General features: G+C 41.6%; 21 protein-coding genes and 3 pseudogenes. 12 read left to right on the top strand and 12 right to left on the bottom strand.

Translation table 11 applies throughout. The features are described 5' to 3' along the window. Nucleotides 1-33 precede the first annotated feature (33 nt). Nucleotides 34-282, top strand: a pseudogene (locus ACM0OS_RS01990) (type II toxin-antitoxin system RelE/ParE family toxin); the annotation flags it as partial. 134 nt (nt 283-416) lie between these two features. Here the strand turns inward: ACM0OS_RS01990 and ACM0OS_RS01985 are convergent. From ACM0OS_RS01985 to ACM0OS_RS01975, 3 genes are all read right to left on the bottom strand, one after another. Beyond that, on the bottom strand, nt 417-806 hold the full coding sequence (locus ACM0OS_RS01985) for a type II toxin-antitoxin system VapC family toxin (protein WP_323342134.1): 390 nt from the start codon (nt 804-806) through the stop codon (nt 417-419). Next, nucleotides 796-1,005: a hypothetical protein gene (locus ACM0OS_RS01980; protein WP_010995666.1), complete on the bottom strand. Its 210-nt coding sequence runs from the start codon at nt 1,003-1,005 to the stop codon at nt 796-798. Before ACM0OS_RS01980 ends, ACM0OS_RS01985 begins: the two co-directional genes overlap by 11 nt. Before the next feature lie 262 nt (nt 1,006-1,267). Beyond that, entirely contained in the window at nt 1,268-1,462 is a 195-nt protein-coding gene (locus ACM0OS_RS01975) for a hypothetical protein (RefSeq protein WP_414541472.1), read from the bottom strand. 25 nt (nt 1,463-1,487) lie between these two features. Here ACM0OS_RS01975 and ACM0OS_RS01970 point away from each other — a divergent pair, with 25 nt between their 5' ends. The 11 genes from ACM0OS_RS01970 (at nt 1,488) to ACM0OS_RS01920 (ending at nt 8,903) form a co-directional block, all read left to right on the top strand. Beyond that, entirely contained in the window at nt 1,488-1,757 is a 270-nt protein-coding gene (locus tag ACM0OS_RS01970) for a hypothetical protein (protein ID WP_414541471.1), read from the top strand. 8 nt (nt 1,758-1,765) lie between these two features. Then, complete coding sequence (locus ACM0OS_RS01965) at nt 1,766-2,383, top strand: hypothetical protein (protein WP_414541470.1); 618 nt, start codon at nt 1,766-1,768, stop codon at nt 2,381-2,383. Between the two features lie 173 nt (nt 2,384-2,556). Then, nucleotides 2,557-3,159 carry a PspC domain-containing protein gene (locus ACM0OS_RS01960; protein ID WP_414541469.1) on the top strand — a complete coding sequence of 201 codons (603 nt, stop codon included), beginning with the start codon at nt 2,557-2,559 and terminating at the stop codon, nt 3,157-3,159. Beyond that, nucleotides 3,156-3,410 carry a hypothetical protein gene (locus tag ACM0OS_RS01955; RefSeq protein WP_414541468.1) on the top strand — a complete coding sequence of 85 codons (255 nt, stop codon included), beginning with the start codon at nt 3,156-3,158 and terminating at the stop codon, nt 3,408-3,410. Before ACM0OS_RS01960 ends, ACM0OS_RS01955 begins: the two co-directional genes overlap by 4 nt. A 283-nt stretch (nt 3,411-3,693) precedes the next feature. Continuing rightward, nucleotides 3,694-4,317, top strand: a complete 624-nt coding sequence (locus ACM0OS_RS01950) for a DUF998 domain-containing protein (protein ID WP_414541467.1) — start codon at nt 3,694-3,696, stop codon at nt 4,315-4,317. A gap of 85 nt (nt 4,318-4,402) precedes the next feature. After that, on the top strand, nt 4,403-5,206 hold the full coding sequence (locus tag ACM0OS_RS01945; RefSeq protein ID WP_414541466.1) for a lysostaphin resistance A-like protein: 804 nt from the start codon (nt 4,403-4,405) through the stop codon (nt 5,204-5,206). Continuing rightward, the gene (locus ACM0OS_RS01940; protein WP_414541465.1) at nt 5,200-6,096 is read left to right on the top strand and encodes a CPBP family intramembrane glutamic endopeptidase; all 897 of its coding nucleotides are present in this window, start codon (nt 5,200-5,202) and stop codon (nt 6,094-6,096) included. Before ACM0OS_RS01945 ends, ACM0OS_RS01940 begins: the two co-directional genes overlap by 7 nt. Then, nucleotides 6,093-7,250, top strand: coding sequence for a serine hydrolase domain-containing protein (locus ACM0OS_RS01935; RefSeq protein ID WP_414541464.1), 1,158 nt, complete (start codon nt 6,093-6,095; stop codon nt 7,248-7,250). The genes ACM0OS_RS01940 and ACM0OS_RS01935 overlap by 4 nt, the downstream gene beginning before the upstream one ends. A gap of 152 nt (nt 7,251-7,402) precedes the next feature. Then, nucleotides 7,403-8,161 (top strand): CPBP family intramembrane glutamic endopeptidase, encoded by a 759-nt coding sequence (locus ACM0OS_RS01930; RefSeq protein WP_414541463.1) that lies wholly within the window; start codon nt 7,403-7,405, stop codon nt 8,159-8,161. A gap of 78 nt (nt 8,162-8,239) precedes the next feature. Next, on the top strand, nt 8,240-8,425 hold the full coding sequence (locus ACM0OS_RS01925) for a DUF6064 family protein (RefSeq protein WP_414541485.1): 186 nt from the start codon (nt 8,240-8,242) through the stop codon (nt 8,423-8,425). 286 nt (nt 8,426-8,711) lie between these two features. Next, a complete protein-coding gene (locus tag ACM0OS_RS01920; RefSeq protein WP_414541462.1) occupies nt 8,712-8,903 on the top strand; it encodes a hypothetical protein in 192 nt (63 codons plus the stop codon). Nucleotides 8,904-9,013: 110 nt separating this feature from the next. Here ACM0OS_RS01920 and ACM0OS_RS01915 read toward each other — a convergent pair whose 3' ends face one another. The 9 genes and pseudogenes from ACM0OS_RS01915 to ACM0OS_RS01875 form a co-directional block, all read right to left on the bottom strand. Next, complete coding sequence (locus tag ACM0OS_RS01915) at nt 9,014-9,418, bottom strand: ScyD/ScyE family protein (RefSeq protein ID WP_414541484.1); 405 nt, start codon at nt 9,416-9,418, stop codon at nt 9,014-9,016. 95 nt (nt 9,419-9,513) lie between these two features. Beyond that, nucleotides 9,514-10,008, bottom strand: coding sequence for a DUF3122 domain-containing protein (locus tag ACM0OS_RS01910; protein ID WP_414541461.1), 495 nt, complete (start codon nt 10,006-10,008; stop codon nt 9,514-9,516). A gap of 78 nt (nt 10,009-10,086) precedes the next feature. Beyond that, nucleotides 10,087-10,734: a DUF3365 domain-containing protein gene (locus ACM0OS_RS01905; RefSeq protein WP_414541460.1), complete on the bottom strand. Its 648-nt coding sequence runs from the start codon at nt 10,732-10,734 to the stop codon at nt 10,087-10,089. A 103-nt stretch (nt 10,735-10,837) separates the two neighbouring features. After that, a pseudogene (locus ACM0OS_RS01900) lies at nt 10,838-11,036 on the bottom strand (alpha/beta fold hydrolase); the annotation flags it as partial. A gap of 84 nt (nt 11,037-11,120) precedes the next feature. After that, nucleotides 11,121-11,477: a hypothetical protein gene (locus tag ACM0OS_RS01895; RefSeq protein ID WP_414541459.1), complete on the bottom strand. Its 357-nt coding sequence runs from the start codon at nt 11,475-11,477 to the stop codon at nt 11,121-11,123. Between the two features lie 754 nt (nt 11,478-12,231). Then, a complete protein-coding gene (gene cydB / locus ACM0OS_RS01890; protein WP_414541458.1) occupies nt 12,232-13,245 on the bottom strand; it encodes a cytochrome d ubiquinol oxidase subunit II in 1,014 nt (337 codons plus the stop codon). 30 nt (nt 13,246-13,275) lie between these two features. Continuing rightward, nucleotides 13,276-14,718, bottom strand: a complete 1,443-nt coding sequence (locus tag ACM0OS_RS01885) for a cytochrome ubiquinol oxidase subunit I (protein ID WP_414541457.1) — start codon at nt 14,716-14,718, stop codon at nt 13,276-13,278. A 249-nt stretch (nt 14,719-14,967) separates the two neighbouring features. Continuing rightward, nucleotides 14,968-15,163: pseudogene (locus tag ACM0OS_RS01880) on the bottom strand (DUF2231 domain-containing protein); the annotation flags it as partial. 342 nt (nt 15,164-15,505) lie between these two features. Next, nucleotides 15,506-19,732, bottom strand: coding sequence for an amino acid adenylation domain-containing protein (locus ACM0OS_RS01875; RefSeq protein ID WP_414541456.1), 4,227 nt, complete (start codon nt 19,730-19,732; stop codon nt 15,506-15,508). Nucleotides 19,733-19,794: the final 62 nt, after the last annotated feature.

Here is a 19,794-nt window from a genome sequence, read left to right as displayed (position 1 = left end):
TGACTAGCGCAGGTTACATCTCTTTCTCAAGCGAGTCAATGGCACAGTGGACTGCTCAAAGCAATTGAGTCTTTATCGACAATGCCGAAACGATGTCCGCTTGCGAAAGAAAACGAATATTTTAGTCAGGAGATTCGACAACTTCTTTACGGACAAAGACGTAATTCGTATCGCATCCTGTTCACTGTTTTAGAAGAAGTGTTTACAGTTCGCATCCTTCACATTCGCCATTCCTCACAACCAGTAATTGGTGAAGCGCCAGAAGATCCAGATGCAACCTAACAACCCCAATGCAGAGGACGTACAGACTCTTCGCGCTTCGTTTCAGTCGTATCTGTGTCCGTTGCATTTTGCCGTTAGACATCGCTGTTGAATATTGCAGACTTATAGGCGATCGCCAAACATAATAGCCATCATTACCAATGCTCTATAACCAATCCATCCACATAATCAAAATCTGAATCATCGGTCACAAGCACCCAACCATGTTCCAGACAATGCGCTGCAATCCAAACATCATTCATCGGAATTGGTCGTCCTTTGCGCTTTAAAGCAGAACGAGTTTGAGCATAGATAACTGCTGTTCTCTTTTCCACAGGCACAACCGTACAAACTTCCATAAACTCCAGATATCGAGGAAGATTTTTCAACGGTCGAGTCGAGTTCTCAGCCCCAAACAGTAACTCTCCAACTACTACCACCGACAAAAATATTTCCGGTAACGCCAACACCCTTGAAACAACATCAGGATCACCATTCAAAAAACGTATTGCAACAGAAGTATCTAATGCAATCTCACCACTCATTTAAATCAACCTGACGACAATCAGCTTGAATTGCTTCCTGTAAATCGGCCGCCTCATTATCACTCAAAATACCAGCAAATTTCGCTAGAGGATGATGACTGCGCGTTGTCTGAAGACGATGTAAAAAATCTAACATTACTTTAACTAACTCATCTGGAACCTCTGCAAGTTCTTGGATAAGCTGCTCGCGGCTAGTCATACATTTGCCCTCTTTAGCAAAGTTTATCGTCTAATATTATAACGAATCAGTGAATCAGCTTCCGTAACCTCCACCAATCCCTCACGTCCATCAGTATACTTGGCTTTCTGTTGGACTAGAGGCTACGTCAACAATTCCATTATCCAAAATTTAAAATCTAAAATTCGGTAAGGAGTATGGTTGTTTGGCTAGTGTTTATCCTCAACGAGAGCCTGAATGGAACTGTTGGGATATTTTGGTTGGTTCAATCCCTGGGGTAGATTCAGGTAGAACGAATTTCATTTAATATTAGGTCGGAACGAGTATTAGCGATGTCCTTGGCAAGCACTTTGTGATATCGCCGATTTTTAAATATATCTAATTCCTGAAGACTAATGCTAAATCGTCTTTGCTTTGCTGCTTTTGGGGATGGCTGAGTTTGCGGCAATGCAACTATCCAATGAAGCGAATTCATCATGATGTAATTCACGAGGATAAAATCTATGAAATGGCAACAATTAATTCTGGGTTTTATCGTCACTATTTGCTTAATATTTGCAGGTAATGCCCTAGCGCAGACTGACATCAATATCAACAATACCAACCTGATTCGCTTTGGTGGTAGCGTCACCGTACCAGAGAATCAAGTTGTGGAAAATGCCCTGGCTTTTGGGGGGAATGTTACAGTATCCCCTAATGCCAGAGTCTTAAATACTGCGATGGCTCTGCCGGTTCGCTTGCGACCATCGCATTTGGCGGGGATGTCATTCTGAAAAAAGGAGTGCAGGTAGAGGGTGATGTTTACTCCTTTGGCGGCAAAATCGTCAAAGAAGAAGGTGCGAATATTGGTAGTAGGTATACCACCGATGATCGACCAGGGATGATGGATAGTTCCAATCGAGGTAGAGGTAGCTTCTTCTACACTATTTCTCTTGGTCCCATTTTTAGAATTGGTAACGCCATATTAGCAGCGATTCTTGGACTAATTATTTTGCATACCAATCCACAGTTCCTGCCTTCTTTGGCTACAAAATTGCGTCAACACCCCAGTTTGGCTGTTTTATGGGGAATGGGGGCGATAGTCGGCATTATCTTTGTGATTGTGTTTCTAGCGATTACGCTGATTGGTATTCCCTTGATTCCACTACTAAGTCTGACAGTGATTATCACTTCTCTAGTCGGATCATTAGCCGTGGCACTTTTTGTTGGTCAAAGTCTAGCCAGTAATCGTAATTGGTCGTTACAGCAGCAGTTTTTGGTAGGTTTGACAATCCTCACAGTTCTGACACTAATTCCATTTTTCGGAAGTTTAATAATTTTCCTAGTCAATATGTTCGGCTTGGGTGTCATCTTGCTGTGGAAACTTGGTAGAGAAAAACCTCAAATAGCGCCTGAGTGAGCGCATTCTCCTGACTTTACTCATGACTACAGATCAGGAGATTGAGTTGCAAATCCCATCTACAACGCTCCAAGAGTGGCAAAGGATTTCGGCTCGTTGATTGACCCTAAAAACCAGCCATCAAATCTAAATCAAAAACCTTCATTTGACCTTATTTAAGTTTAAGAAATTACATGATTTACTTGCCTTTGATTTCAATCCTGTTGCTTGTTGGACCAGCACTTGCAGCAATCTCCATAACGCGATCGCTCACCACCCGTGGACATTTATTTTTGTTGAGTATATGTATCCTCTACGGAATTTTTCCATTCCTAGTCACTTGGGGAGGGATGGGTTTAGCTGAACGCTTTGGTTGTTCAGCAGAAGCAGTTCGCTTTATTTGTCCGTCCTCATCTTGGCTTGGAGACGTGATTTCGGGAATGTTCATGGCTCACTGGCTGGCGATTTTCGCTATTCCATCAGCCATTTTCGGTGCGATCGGACTCCTGATTTCTTTGATTCTCAAGGTCAAGCGATGCCTACGGCGGGCGGAGCCATCGCATACCAATACTCCCATCATCCCAAAAATTGTATTTCATCGCAGTCGTCATAAAGTTTTCGCAGGCGTGTGTTATGCCCTTTCTCAGCGATGGAATTTACCAGTCATGGGTGTCCGAATTGTTACCGTTATTTTAGCGATCGTCATCCCTGGATTTATTTTTCTGTACTTTTGGTGTTGGTTGGCATTCCCAATCGAGCCGCGATCGCAACAACAACCTGTAGGAGAACAATCATGAGTCTACGCAAAGATCATCAAATATCTCACCACCCAAAAACCACCTTTGCGGGACAGTTAGTTTGTCCCCATTGCCAAACGGCTTTTCCCCTCACGTGGCGGCGATATTGGTCAGCCCCGTGGGGAAATTATCGCTGTCCCAAATGTCGGCAGATGTTCCATCCTATAACGATTTTTTTACCGTGGGTAATAATCGTCATCATTGTCGGCATGACGCTGGTTGGAATCGTTAGTGCTTTGTTTGGCGCTTAAGTCTTTTATAAGGGATGGATGGGCATTTAAGACGGCTTGAACCAAGGGAGGCAAAATAATGAGATCGAAGCTATACAGCCGAAATCTGAGTTGTTCGCCGAAACGGAAATTAAATTCATCAAAAACATTCAACAAAAGGTTACGGGATTAGTTTCACGGGAACGCGATAAGCGTACCACTCCGTGGAAGCAAGCTACGCGGAGCGTGTCCCTTTTGGACTCAGCTTAACGCCCTTGGCGTATCGCAATATATTTTTCAAAAAATTAAGTGAAATAAACTATTTATGAATAACCTCAAACTTTCCGGTGTATTACTCTTTCTTGCTGGTTCATTTGCTTTAATGGGCATCATTACCGCCGAAGCGTTGTATCCATCTGGCACTGACTACACAACTTTTAACAGCGAAATCAGCGATCTTGGTGCAACAAGACCGCCCAACAGCTTAATCTATCAGCCTTCTTCGAGCATTTTTAATACCACAATGCTGTTATCAGGGTTAATGACTTTGACAGCAACATTTTATCAGCATAGATATTTCAAAAAATTGCTTTTCAGCATTCCGCTCGGTCTATTTGGTTTGGGTTTAGTGGGCATTGGCATTTTTTCCGGTGACAAAGCTCCTTATCATGGAATGTTTGCAATGCTTACATTTTTATCTGGTGGATTGTCAGCGATCGCATCTGCCAAAATTGCTTCAGCACCTTTCAAATACATCGGGATTTTATTTGGTTCAATTGCATTATTTACATGGTTTGCCGCTATGTTTGTCTCCCACATTATTTTTCCTGTTATCGGCATCGGCGGAACAGAAAGATGGGTGGTTTATCCAATTGTGTTATGGATAACAGGATTTGGCGGTTATTTGATGAATACTACAACTAATAAATATCAAAACAATAAGAAATGAAAAATACATTTACAGTTCAAAAAATTAGATTTTTTAAAATTACAGAGATAACATTTTTTGCAAAGCGTTAAGGATAAATAAAAATATGAAACAAAAGAAGCGATCTTTAAAGCAAATTAGGCTTTTTCTACTTTACACTTTTTCCATAACATGGTTTTGTTGGCTAATTGTTATCATCGGCAACAAATATTTTAATACTCTTTGGTATGGTGAGCCTTTATTTTGGATACTGGACGTAATTGGCAGTTTGGGACCAGCAATAAGTTCTTATATTATTTATCGACAGTTTAATGAAGATTTTCGTGAACAATCATTTATTAGGTTTGTCTTTGGCAAAAAAATAGACATAAAAGTATGGCTAATATTTGGATTATTCTCACTCTGGCGTTTGTTTATGATTTGGATTGCTTTTGGAATTAATAAGCCTATATCAATTCTATCTATAATTATTAATTTGCCGCTAGCTATCCTTTTCGGTGGATTAGAGGAATTAGGCTGGCGGGGGATTTTGCAACCTAAATTAGAAAAGTTGGTTAATTATTTACCTTCTGTCCTTATTGTCGGAATTATATGGGGTATATGGCATTTACCATTATGGCTTATTAAAGGGACAGTCCAAAGTTCATTCCCATTTGGATTATATTTATTTTCAGGCATAATTTTAACTTCAAGCTTTACAACTCTGTATAAATACACAAAGAATTTATTTCTCTGTGTGTTAAGCCATGCTTGGTTTAATGGATGTATTGGATTAGCTTTATATATGGGTAATAATGGATCCTTGCAGCTAAATTTGAATTGGAAAGTAATTGTAGTTTTCTCCTTTGAGCTAATAGTGTCCGTCATTTTAGGAATAGCTTACCATCGTAAGAAACCCATTCTGTGTTAGCAATACTTTCAAAGCATGGAAAGAAACTTCATTTAACAACAATTATGAATAACAGCAAATCAGAAAACCACTCACCATTAAAATTCTTTCTACTTGTTTATGGACTTTCTATTCCTTTATGGATACTTGAAACAAGGATTGACATTAAAAGGCTACCATTAGATTTTTCTATAACAGACATATTAGCTGCGTTTATGCCATTGATTGCAGCCAGCATTCTCGTTTACAAAGAAGAAGGGAAAATCGGTATTAACAAACTGTTTAAGAGGATTTTAGATTTTTCAAGAATCACAAAAAAGATATGGTATGTGCCTATTATTTTGCTGCCATTTTTAATGTATTTGTTGATATACATAATAATCCATCTCTTTGGATTACCGATTCCAATCAATTTTCATATTCCTTTTCTTTCTATCCCTTTCCTTTTTTGTCTATTTTTTCTCGGAGCTGTGGCGGAAGAAACTGGCTATATGGGTTATGCCATTGATCCTATGCAAGAACGGTTTGGCGCATTATCAGCAAGTATTTTTATGGGTATACCTTGGGCAGTATGGCATTACCCGTCAATTATTCAACAGGGACACAATCTAACTTGGATAGCCTGGGCAACTCTAGGTACAGTTGCGGTAAGAGTTCTGATTGTTTGGATTTACAATAACACAGGAAAAAGTTTATTTGCTTGCATCCTATTTCATACTTTATTGAATGTCGGAAGACCTTTATTTCCAAAGGATGACATACACAATCCGTTGGTTGATTATCCTTATATTCACTATTCATTAATTGCAATTATCGCAGTTATTGTAATCTTTCTATGGGGATCAAAAACATTAGCTCGATATAAATATCCGCAAGGCTCTCAACAAGTTAATTTGGATGATCTGTCATGAATAAACTAAGGCTTTCTGGGCTATTACTCTTTTTTGCTGGTTCAACTGCTTTAATGGGCATCGTCACTGCCGAAGCACTGCCAACCTCATCAGCGACGATGCCTACGGCGGGCGAAGCCATCGCTAGCCCGCTAACGCAGATACCTCAGCTTGAAACTGCCCCCTCCTCTTTCCCATCAGATCAGCACATCATTTTCAAAGCTGATACATACTTGAGCAAGCTGACCAAAGCGAGACTTTTTAGCGGATCAGTTTTGATTGCGCGAAATGGCAAAGTTTTGGTCAGAAAAGGTTATGGCGAGGCAGACCGCAAAAAGCACTTGGTGAACACAGCGCAAACGAAATTTCGGCTCGGCTCACTGACGAAGCAGTTCACGGCGATGGCGACCCTCATATTGCAGGCACAGGGCAAACTCAATGTACGCGATCCCATCTGCACTTACCTTGCGGACTGCCCTACCAGATGGCAGAAGATTACCCTTCATCATCTCTTGACCCATACCTCTGGTATCCCAGATTTTGCCGGGTTCCCAGACTACCAGACCACCCAAGGATCGCCATCGTCTCCCACCCAAACAATCGCCCGGTTCAAAGACAAACCGTTAGATTTCCAGCCAGGAGAAAAGTTTAGCTACAGCAACTCCGGCTACGTTGTGCTAGGTGCCATCATCGAACAGGCATCAGGTAAAAGATATGAGACATTCTTACAGGAGAATATCTTTGTCCCGTTGCAGATGGTGAACTCAGGCTACGACCACAACAACGGCGATCTCGCGATCGGGTATCAGAATCAAACAAACTTGGCTGATTTCATTGATATGTCTATCCCCTACGCTGCTGGCGGCTTGTACTCCACCGTGGAAGACCTCTACCGTTGGGATCGGGCATTGTACACGGAAAAACTGATTTCAAAAAGCCTGCGAGACAAGATGTTCACTGCTTTCGGCGGCTTCGGTTATGGCTATGGTTGGGGTATCGGCAAGGAAGGCGATCGCCCAGTGGCTAACCACACCGGCGGAGTTAAAGGCTTCAGTAGTTATATTGCTCGCTACCCCAATGACAAGGTTGTCATCATCGTCCTGGGCAATCGGGAAGATGTAAATTCTGGAGATATCGGCGTTCAGCTAGCCAAGATCGTCTTTGGGGAGAAGTAAGCCAAATTCGTAGATGTGATGGTGAACAAGATTCTGCCGTTCGCTAAGCGTCTGCCTCAGCAGAAGACAACTGCCAAAAATATTGGAGGTAAAGTTCAAGAATGAGAAACCCCCAGAAACCTTTCTCGCTAAAAACATATCTATTGATTGTTATGGCGATATCTTGGCCATTTCAAATCGCCTATGTGCTTTGGGTAGAGACACCATTTATGCGCTATGCCTTAAGCTCGTTACCAATGATTATGGTCGCAGTTGGTACATACATTGCAGGTCGCTATATATTCCGTGATGGTTTCTCTAAGGCTGGCTGGAGTTGGAGTAAGCCAAAACATTATATAGCAGTCTTTTCACTAGCAATCTTTGTCTGGGTTGTCCCTAGCATCCTCGAATTAGTCTTAGGAATGCGGAGTATTCCTAAAGGAGTTATGGTTCCAGACATCCTCGGAAATTTTCTACTTCGTTTTGTCGGCACCTTAATCCCAGCATTTGGTGAAGAGTTTGGTTGGCGAGGCTATCTGCTACCGCACCTGGTCAAACAATACAGACTAAGAACAGCACTGCTACTTCATTCCTTTATTTGGTGGGCATGGCATTTGCCTGTACTTATTGGAATGGGCATGACTGAAAAACTTACTGATAATATGGGGACTTCAATCGGCATTACGCTTGCAGTCAGTCTAATTCCTAGCATGATGCACGCGATCGCTTATGCCTATATTTGGACTATTTCGCAGAGCCTTGCCGTTGTAACTGTCTATCACGCCGCATTTGATGAAATTCGGGATGCCATCGAAACTTCAATTGGGTTTGGTTCTCTGGTGCAGATCTGGCAGATGCTGACATTGACAGTATTAGGCGGACTGCTGCTGTGGAAGGGGAATTGGAAGCAGTTAACGGTGAAGAAAACATGAGAAATCGTTTGAGTTTTCGCGCCATTCGGAGACTTAACGGCATTCTCAGCGCGATTTTGATTGTTTATGCCCTAGCTAATTTATCCGTTAATCGGCTATGCGCTGGGGCGAATTTTTCCGACATCACCGACATTCGGCGTACCTTGTCCGACAACCATTTTCACGGTCTGCGATCGGTCGCCTCCAATCAGAGTCAATGTGGCTACCGTCTGTACTCTGCGGCGATGGCGTTTAGATGGCAAGGCTCGAATTAAAAGATCATAATGTTAGAACTGGAGTGAGATAAATGCGGTTAGAAACGCAATGCCTTATCTTACGAGAATTTCAGCCAGAAGATTCATGTAAACTTGCACCAAAAGTTAAGCCATCCAAAAGTTCGCTCAAAACCCCAACATTGGGGTAAATGGACAATATTTTTACGTATTTTTGCTAAAAATAGCTCATAATTTAATTAAATCATTTCACTTTAAACTTAATACTCAATATTTTATTCTATCAGCCTTTCAGCGTTAGGATAAGTCTACACATATTCTGTTGAGGAAATATTGGTATGAGCCAAGAATATATGCATACTTTAGAGGCATTAATCGATAACTTGTCATTAGCTGCGATTTTAGAGATGCAAGAGCGAATCTGTCACAAAAAGGCAGAAGATTTGCGAAATAATTGGCAAGATGAGGCATCAGCTAAACTCTGGGAGAAAGCTGCTAGACAAATAGAACAAATCAATGTTGATGTCTGATGAAATAGTTACAATCCTTAACTGCAATATCTAAAGATTTACTAATCTCTTGGTAAGTTTTCCCATTATTCATCCATCCGTATTGGTGAGAAAAACAAAAGAGCGATGGGCTACACCTCGTGAGATCGCTGGCGTTGGGAAAAGGAATTAATACCTAAAGCAGCAAAAGTTAGTATGCCTAATATAAAAGTTGGTTCGGGAACTGTTTTTTTGATGTCAATCCTTAAGACTTGTCCTTGTCCTGGGAGATCGCCTCTGTTAGAGACATAAATTGCACCATCCAGACCAACGCTCAAGGCAGTAGCTGCCTCTAATCCATTACCACTAATAACAGTTGTACGAGTTCCATCAGGAGCTATTTGAATCAGAGATCCATCCCTTACACCCTGCCACTCTGGTTGATTAGCATATTGTAAAGCGTACAAATTGCCTACACTATCAAAAGCCACGTCAGTTAATTGGGTAAAACCGTCAGCATAGACTGTTGTCGTTCCATCAGGTTCAACGCGAAAGATCCGCTAAAGTTTCTGAACTCATGATGCTTATCTCCAAAGTATTTGTATATATTAAAATCGATGTATTGCTTTATAGCTATCTAGTTGCAAAAAGATTACTTTTGAACAGTCAGCGATCGCCATTCTTCAACCACATTAGGAGAAACATTCAGGGTGATCTCTGATTGGTCGAGGGTTGGAAGGACGAGCCGCAAAGGGATCGCCGATTCTAACTGCATCAAGATCGGCTGTAAATCATACTCTCCGGCATCCGCCCCCACCTGGGCTTGATCCATGAACATATCTTGGGAGACATCTGCGGCAGTGAAGGTTTTGCCCATTGAGTCGATGAGGGTGAGTGGCTGCGAATGATCGAGGTTTGCGGTTCCTGGAAACCCAACGAGACGCAAGTACATCGTGGCTGTTCGATCGGGATGAGTCCGTTTGAAGGCGATCGCTTGCCAACTATTGCCCTGTTGATCCTTGAGCGTTTGGCGAGACTGGTAAACCTCCGACTGGTAGACCGTCTGCCCTGGTGCTTCTTCTAACTGGCGAATGGCAGCCTGAACTGGAGCGATCGCCAGATTAATCGTTAGCGCCCAAACTAGCATTCCGAGTATGAATGTTGATCCGATAAAATGTAAAACAGTTTTCATTTGCACTACTCTTTGACTTAATTGGGATTATCACTAATTGACAGCTTTTTGAATTGCTTTTTGGATATCATCGGGAATGAAAACGGCATACATGCCCCGCAAATCGCCAACGTTGAAGTTATACGCTAAATCTTGAGGGTAGCCATCTTTAACAAACTGCGGGCGACGATCTTTTAAACCATGACAGGCAAGGCAACTGGCTTCCACATTAATGCGGCGGTAGTAGCGTGTTCCTGTCTGCTTATTCAGGGTTTCTCGATCCCAAAAACCAATCAGTTCTGGCTCTTGGTTGAATTTTGCCAACGCAATTTGGTCGTGCAAGTTGCCTGGGGCGTGGTCTGGATTGCGATATTTTTTAGCAATCTGTTTGACCTGCCAGTCATTCTCTTGGCTGAGTTGGATAGCTCGCATTCCGACCGGACGACAGACTTCTTTCATGGTTTGCATCGTGGGTGCTTCGGTACTCCCTTCCAGGGAAGAAGCCAGCCCAGTACGCATGGCATCCAGAGATTCAATCTCTTGGACAGCCTGTGCCAACTCGTTAGGATGAGGAATGACTGGAGCGGCTGAGGCGATTCCCCAAAGGGGAGGCTGCGCCAACGCTGGACTCCAACTGAGCAGCAGCAGACTGACACTGATCATCAGTACAAGGCTCAGAACATTCTGAGATAACTTGTGCATCGGTTCTTGCTCCTGAATTGAATGGAATACGTCATGTCAGGTCTAGTTCGGGATCTATCTATCGTGACCTCCGGCTAGTTAAACCTCTACTCCAGTGAGGGCAATAATATCTGGCGAATAAGCCCGATCGCCCCCAGCCAATCAAATCAGGTGCCACGATTTGATACTTTGCGACGAAAACTGGATAAACTTTTGACCATTTGTAAGCGGAGGAACCCCCACCAAAGCCGTGCAGAAAGACTAATATTTCTTTTGATCTACCATTCATCCCACAGTTCTCCTTGAGCCGTGTAATAAACCATTCTGCCTAGTTTAGTTGTTATCGAGCATTCACCCCGCGAGGTATAAACATCAGTTCCCTATCCTGGTTGAATTTCTTGCGTGCGCTAAATCAAGCCTGGACCTTTGTGCCGCCAATCATGTTCTGTGGTCAGTTTACCGTCCTCATCCTCAGACAATTCCTGCAACTGGTGGGCATATTCTGCTTTTTCCTGTGCTGCTTGCTCTTGCCTATCGCCAGGAACATTGACGTACATTTCTGGCTCGATCGCGTAGTTATTGAGCAATCCCTCTTTATCTACCGTGTAACCCTCTGTTGCTTGGCTCAATGTGCCGTCAGCTTCTTCATGAGAGGTATGACCAAAGTCCTTACCTTCCCGATGCTGACGTGCGACAGATTCAGCCGGAATGATGTGCGTATCATATTGCGGGATAGAATCTTGGGAATCATCTTGGGTACTCATTTCAATAGCCCTCTGTAGTTTTTTCTTCAATATTTTTGGCGACTGCTATTAGCCTGACAACCTATTGGTTTATTTCTTGTATGAATTGAACGAATTGATTAACTTCGATGTAAAACGTAATAAAAATAGGTCACTCATAAATCGTTCAGCTTTTTTCTAACTTAATTTAAAGTAGCCAAACCGAGAGTGTTAAAACATCCTCCTAAAGACATTATCAACTTGTGCTAAATCAGATGCGGTAAAAGAATGAAGTTTAGTAGCGATGGCGCAAGCGCCCGCCGTAGGCGATCGCATATGCAAGTTTGACAGAACCACGAATAACGAGGGATGAGCGGGCAACCTCAGGGCGAACGCATCTTAATTGCTAATAAGAATTGAGAAGTAAATTCAAATATCTAGAATAAAGCCAATTCACTTAGATAAATAGTGAATGCAAATCAAAGGATAAACTTAGATGTTAAAACCTTATTGTTTGCTATGAAGATATGATTTTAAATCAAAAATTAGCAGAAAGTGGACAACATGAATTAATGCTAATTTTTATAGTTTACTTCCTAATCTTCATGGCTATAGCTATAAAATATAGAGGTACATACATACCTGCATACCTTCTATAAAGTGAAGAGATACAAATTTCTTTGTATCCCTTATTTATTAATATTGGTGATCTAATTAGGGTTTGTGTGCAGATGGGAAGAAACTACCATCGGGACTTTAGACAAAAACCAACAATTATTTCTCAAATTAGTATCACCTATTCTCCATAATTTGTACCTACCACTTTTCCTCGAAAGACAATGTAATTGTAGATGTTGTAGAACAACATAATGGGAATCAGAAATCCAATGAAGATAATCATGAACACTAACGCGCTAGGTGCGGCGGCTGCTTGATAAATGGTGATACTTGGAGGAATAATATAGGGAAAAACAACTAATCCTAAGCCCACAAAGGTAAGTAGAAAAAGCAGCACTGTCCAAACGAGGGGAGTAGTTTCTGCTTTGCGGTTCAGACTTTGAATCAATAACCAAATCAGCACCACGCCTAGCACGGGAATGAGTGAAAATAGATATACTTCTGGTTGGTGAAATAACTTTGCCCTGGCATTTTCATACACAACAGGGGTGGCGATGGTGATTAAGATTGCACCTAAGAGCGTTGTCCAAGCAGCAATTTTTGCTGTGCGGTAATGGGATGTTTGCAGTTCTCCCTCAGTTTTCAAGATGAGATAGGTGGAGCCAATCAATACATAACCCTGGATCAATGTTAAGGCAACTAAGAGCGATCGCCAATCGAGCCAGTCCCACATACTGCCGATAAAGTGACCCGATTGATCCACTGTAATGCCTTCTAAAATGCTCCCCAAGGCAAATCCTTGAAATAGCGCCGCCATGAAACTCCCAACTCCAAAGGCCACATTCCAAAACACTTTGTTGGTAGAATGCTCTCGAAATTCAAAGGCCACAGCCCGAAAAATCAAGCCAAAGATCATCCCAAAAATGGGAATGTAGAGCGCATTTAAAATGGTGCCATAAGCAAGAGGAAATGCCCCAAATAACGCACCCCCCATCAACACCAACCATGTTTCATTTGCATCCCAAACATTACCCAAACTCGTCATTAAGATGTCGCGTCGATCGTCATTGGAACTGGTTAGCGATAAGATGCCTACACCTAGATCAAACCCGTCTAACATGACGTAGAGAAATAAAAACAGAGCCAAAATGACAAACCAAACTTGTGCTAGAAAGTGTTCTAAATTCTCCATACGATTACTGAATTGTTTTACCTATTTGATTTACTGCTGTGCTTCGACAGGACGTTGATCTGGAACAAATTCAACCGGAGTAGTTTCTACGGCAGCTTGGGTGTCAATACCTGGAACCGGAAGCTCTAGGTTGGGGCCTTGACGAATGATCCGACTACCAAAGAATAAGGCACAAATAAACAGGGCTGTATAAATTCCCGCAAAAATTAGCAACGATGTTAAAACCTCACTAGCCGGTAGGTGGGAAACGCCATCTGCTGTGCGAATTTTCCCATAAACTACCCAGGGTTGCCGCCCGACACAGCGGACAATCCAGCCTGATTCCACAGCAATGTAGCCCAGTGGAGCCGCTAACATCCAGATTCGCAGTAGCCATTTCTGCTGGGCGATCGCTTCTGGTGATAGTTTCCCCCGCAACCATTGAATCACACTGATACCCATTAAGCCAGCCAAGAAAAAGCCGATACCGCTCATGACGCGGAAGGCGTAATAAATCAAACCCACCATCCGGGGGCGATCTTCAGGTTTCCACTCTTTCAATCCCAGAACGGGTTTAGACAGATTTTTTTTGAATTCCAAAATGTAGCCTAAGCCGTTAGGAATTGAGATTTCCCAGTCATTTTTCTCCGTCTTATTATTGGGTAATGCCACTACACTCCAGGACGCAGGCTGTCCAGCTGGACTAGTGTCCCACTTAGCTTCCATCGCCGCCAGTTTGGTAGGCTGATAATCAGCTACCTGTTCGGCGCTGAGGTGTCCGACATAGATTTGCAATGGGGTGACAGCGATCGCAGTTGCTAAGACAATTTTAAGTGATCGCGCAAAGAAAGCCTGATGACGATTGTTAAGAATGTACCAGGCGCTAATTCCCCCAATTACAAACAGAGAAGTTTCCAGCGTTGCCAAAAACATATGCGAGACACTGTTGAGCATGAAGGGATTTAAAATTGCCTGAAAGTAATCATCGACAATAAATTTTCCGTTCACTATTTCCCCGCCTGCTGGGGTCTGCAACCAAGAGTTTGCCGCTAAAATCCAGAAGGTAGATAGGTTTGCACCAAAGGCAACCATAATGGTGGCAAAATAGTGAATCACTGGGTTTACTCTTTCCCAGCCAAACAGCATAATGCCCAGAAATCCGGCTTCTAACATGAATGCCATCGAAGCCTCAAAACCTAAAATGCTGCCAAAAAAGTCGCCTACCGCTTCGGAAAACGGGGCCCAGTTCGTGCCAAATTGAAACTCCATTGGTAAGCCAGATGCTACACCAATACCGAAATTCAACACATATAGCTTTGCCCAGAAACGAGCATGGTGGTAGTAATCAGGATTGCGTGTTTTTAGCCACATTCCTTCAACAATGACCAAATAAATCCCCATCCCAGTGGTAAGAACAGGCCATAGCATATGAAAAATCGCCGTCAGTGCAAACTGCATCCGCGATAGAGCAACGGTGTCCGATAGAAAATCCATGAACTAACCTCTGAATTTGTTTAAATCTTGATTTGCATAGCATCTTTGGGTCATAGCCGAATGGCACGAAGATAAGCTGAAACCTCTTCAGGGCTGGGTGTGGGAGGTGTGGGGAGTGTAGGGAGAACGTTCTCCTCTTCTTCCCCCTCTTCCCACACTCAAAAAGTCAGTTATATCAGGGCTTTGCGATTAACTTAGTGCCATTCGGGTCATAGCCGAGGTGATGATTGCTGAAGCCAGCATATTCTACCAACCAACATCAAAAACCGGCACGAGTCGCGGGTATTGCCAAAAATTTGAAGACTGGTTTTTCCAGGGGGAATAGTACACTAATAATATCAAAGGCAAAGGCGATGATAAATAAACCCAAGGTGATATGGACTAAGTTGGGATGAACGGGAATGGTGTAAGGTAGTCCATTTGCGCCTAGTTGCGACCTTTTCATTCCATGTTCTCTCTGCAAAAAGTTTATTCGGCATAATATCCCAGCTAATTTTCGTTTTTCATGGCATACGTCGTCAAATGACAGGCTGTCAAACTTTATGACTTATACCGAGTTGCAGTCAAAGATAGTAACTGGGGCTGGGAGTAGGAGGAATATTATGTTTGAGCGCAATTTAGTATTACTCCCTTCTCGTGTGTGTGTATGCTGAAAAACTCTAGAACGGCAAAACTAACTGGAGAGGTGAGACTAAAGGCTTAATTACGTATGCGTCTTAGAAAATATCAAACGAGTTGACTCTGCTTCCAGCCTACCTCTAGCAAGTTTTACCGCTCTAGGAAAAACTCAATGATCTTTTGGCCTGTAAGTTCCTGAAATGTACTCTTGTAATTGCTGGGCGAGTGTTTTATTGTAGGGGGGAAGCATGATGCTAAAATGGTTGCCATCTAAGATTTTTGTGTGAGTTGCATTGATAGTATATTGACTCCAGTTAGTACGGGGTAACTTAGGTGTGAGTTGCTGTGCAGCCCACCAGATGAAGATTTGAGCTTGAATTTGGGGAGGTTGGTGTTTTTTTAAGAGTTTTTGGTGAATTTCGGTTAGTTCTAGTTGTTTCTGTAATATTTCAATTGATACTTCTGATAGTTCTTTTGAAAGTAAATTTTGTGATTTTCCCCAATTCATCATTAATTGCAGACGTTCAACAGATGTTAAACTTATGAGTTGCTCTCGTAGTTGCTGTTGTTGAACAGTATCTAGCGTCATCAAAGCATCAACAAAAGTACCACCAAACACTAATGCTAATTCATATAAAGGATCGGGTGTCAGAGTTGGTATACTATCTGGAAATAAAAACGCATCTACAAGTCCAAGAAAATCAACTTCACATCCTTGCTGTTCTAATTCTTTGGTAACACTAACAGCAATGACTCCACCCATAGACCAACCCATGAGATGATAAGCACCATGAGGTTGATGTTGGCGAATGATTTTGGCGTATTCCACAGCCATATTTTCAATGCTATTATGCTCATCCAGTGAGTTGTTGAGAGCGCGAGACTGGAGAGCGTATACAGGTTGATCTGTTCCTAAACAGGTGGCAAGATGTTGATACACCATTACTTGTCCCCCTGTGGGATGAATACAGAATAATGGTGGTTGAGTTCCCTGTGGTTGAATGGGGACTAAAGATACAGATGTTGGGGAAGCGTGATTATTTTGGATGAGAAAATTTCCTAATTCGGCTACAGTTGGATAGTGAAAAAGTGTACTAAGAGGTATACTTGTGTGAAATTTATGATTAATTTTTGAGATTAATTGTAGTGCTAAAAAGGAATGTCCACCTAATGCAAAAAAGTTTTCATGGATGCTGATTTGCGGAAGTTGAAATAATTCTGTCCAAGTTGTAATTAAGAGTTCTTCTACTTGGTTACGAGGCGGGGTAAAAGTTTGTGTTAATTCCGGTTGCGTACTTTCAGGAATAGGTAATGCTTGACGATGTACTTTACCATTTGCTGTGAGCGGTAAAGATGCTAACAACACAAAAGTAGAGGGAATCATGTATGCCGGTAATTTGGTTTGGAGAAAAGAACGTATTGCTTGATTGGTGACGTTTGACTCTGGTTGGGGAACAATGTAAGCAATTAGTTGTTGTGTTTTTGGAATTGTTGTAACTATGACTTCTTTAACGGTGGGATGCTGTTTTAGTGTTGCTTCAATTTCACCTAGTTCAATACGATAACCATTGATTTTAACTTGAAAATCTTCTCTTCCTAAAAACTCAATATTCCCGTCGGGTAAATAATGTCCCAAGTCACCTGTTTTATATAATTTTTCTTTGGTAACTGGATGAATAATAAAACTAGCGTTTGTCTTTTCTTCGTCTTGCCAATAACCTTTTGCTAATCCCATTCCGCCAATATATAATTCTCCTGTCACCCAAATAGGACATTTATTCAGAGATGTATTTAAAACATAAATATATTGATTTTTAAGTGGTTTTCCGTAAGGAATACTTTTCCAGTTGGGGTCAACTTGGGTAATTGGATAGTAAATTGACCAGATGGCGGCTTCTGTTGCTCCTCCTAAACTAATAATTTCGGCTTGTGGAGATAATGCTTGGATTTGAGTGGGTAAATTCAGGGGTATCCAATCACCACTCAATAAAACTAACCTGAGAGTATTAAATATAACTTGAGTATTATTTAAGTTATACTCAATTAACATCTGCATGAAAGCCGGAACTGAGTTCCAAATTGTGATTTGGTGTTTGGCAATTAATTCACTCCAATGAGATGGATCTTTACTGTTTGCAGCATCAGGAATTACTATTGTTCCTCCTGCTGCTAAAGTGCCGAAGATGTCGTAAACTGAGAGGTCGAAGCTGAAAGCAGAAATAGCTAAGATGCGATTCCTACGGAGCGCTAGTTCCCTCCGGGACGCTTTGCGAACGCTATCGCCTGAATCGATGCGAAAGCGTTCGTTAATATCTAAAATAGTGTTGACTGCACTTTCATGAGTAATCATCACACCTTTGGGTGTTCCTGTAGAACCAGAGGTGTAGATGATATAGGCTAAGTCTGTGGGTTTTGGGATTGGCTGGAATGGCTGGTGAGACGGTGGAGTTGGTAATGAATCTATACACAAAATTGGGATGTTCTCTGGATATTCCAGACTATGAACAAGGGTAGTTTCAGTCAGTATGAGTTTAACTTCTGCCTGTTGTAAACAATACCATATACGCTCCTGTGGTAATCCTGGATCGATGGGGACATAGATACCAGCAGCAGCAAGGATAGCCAAAGCAGCAACAACCTGTTTCCAACCTTTTTCCATAATGATAGCGATCGCTACCTGAGAACGATCGCCTAATTGTCGTGCTAATTCAGTGACGCGATCGCTTAACTCTTGATAGGTGAGAATGCGATCGCTGCTAATGATAGCTTGTTGTTGTGGACGTTGAGATACTTGTGCAAAAAATAAAGTGTGGAGTAAAGCTGTTTGCGGGATTGGTGGATGAGGATGAATTGGGATTGATGGTAATAATTCTATGGGTTCTGTCCACAATTCATCTTCTTGGGCTAAACGCTCCAGCAAATTGCAGTAAACTGTAAACATTTCATCCAACATCCCTATAGGGAAGAGTGCTTCTACTGCATCCCAGTTAAAAATTAAGCTTCCGTTGTGTTCTGCAACTTGATGTTCTAAGGAAACTTGCGGGGTTTGGCTAATACCATACACCACCTCTCCTAAAAAGTTATATTCTAAATCTGCTTGAGAAAAATTACCCAAACCTAACACACTACTAAATACTATAGGCATAGCTGCGGTCAATTCTGTTTGCTTTTGATTAAGCAATTTCCGCAATACTTCTACTCCACTAATATAAATATGGTCTAAATCTTGGAGTAATTGTTGTTGTATTTTTAGAGCTAAATTTGTAAATGTATTTGGGGATGAATTGTCTATTGCTAAGAGATTTGTATTAGTAAAGTCTCCAATAATTTGATTGATTTGCGGATGGAGTGGTAGACGTTCTAGGACAGTTAAGTTGAGAGTAAAGTAAGGATTTTTACTCCACAAAGTTAAAACTTCTGCAAAAGCAGTTAGCAAGATGATAGAAGGAGTTAAACCAGCTTTTTGACCTCGCTGTTTTAATTTTTGCCATATATGGGGTTCTAGTTTTGCAGCATAGCGTTTGAATGTATACTCTTTTAATTCACTAGGAAAACAAGCTAGGGGTAGTTCTGGTGCTGGTGGGAGAGTATCTAACCGATTGAACCAGTAAGTTTGCGATCGCTTGAATAATTCTGAGTCTTGGAGAGAATTTTTAGCGATGACATAATCTCGAAATGATAGTTCTAATGGTGGTAATGATAATTCGAGATTTTGATAAAGTTGATTCCATTCGTGAAATACAATCCGAATACTTGCAGCATCTATCAACAATAAATCCATGCTCAGATGCAGCCGAATTTGCTGTTTATTAAAATAAGTGGCTCGAATATCAAACCAAGGCCATTGGTGCGAAGGTAAGTTTTGCTGAGATAATTTTTCGCGGATTGCTATTAACTCAGTTTCGATTTGTGGTGGTTCTAATTCTCGCAAGTCTAGGATGGAAATTTGATAATCGGGAACTTTATCTAAGATTTTTTGCTCTCCTGTAGGTAATACTATCGCCCTGAGCATATCATGACGTTGAATGAGTTTTTGCCAACCTGCTGTAAGGCGTGATATGTCTAAATTATTAGTTTCAAATTCTATGTAAACATGATTGCTGACATGGCTTAATTCAAATACTTGATTGCGTCCCAACCAATGTGCTTGTTGGATATCGGTGAGGGGAAATGGTTGATGAAGTTGCTGAGGATTTGGTGTGATACTTGGTAAAGAGATTGTTTTTGTATTGCTGAGATTTAGAAGTTTGATAAGTTCTGGTTTATGTTCTTTGAGTGAATCTCGTAGTTCTGTTGTTAACGTTCCTTTTGGTGCTTCGATGTTTAATAAGTCATTTTCTAACCAGAGTTTGATTCCTCGTTTTTCGAGTTCGATTAAAAGTTGGTTTTTGTTCATAATGTTTTTCTTCATTTTTGATTAATTAACACCAATGACACAGATAATAATATAGATGTATT

This window comes from Nostoc sp. CCY0012 (genome assembly GCF_963920855.1).
In the GTDB taxonomy this organism is placed as follows: domain Bacteria; phylum Cyanobacteriota; class Cyanobacteriia; order Cyanobacteriales; family Nostocaceae; genus Cyanocohniella.
The sequence above is the reverse complement of the archived record's forward strand: the minus strand, read 5'-3'. Positions and strand labels throughout refer to the sequence as shown.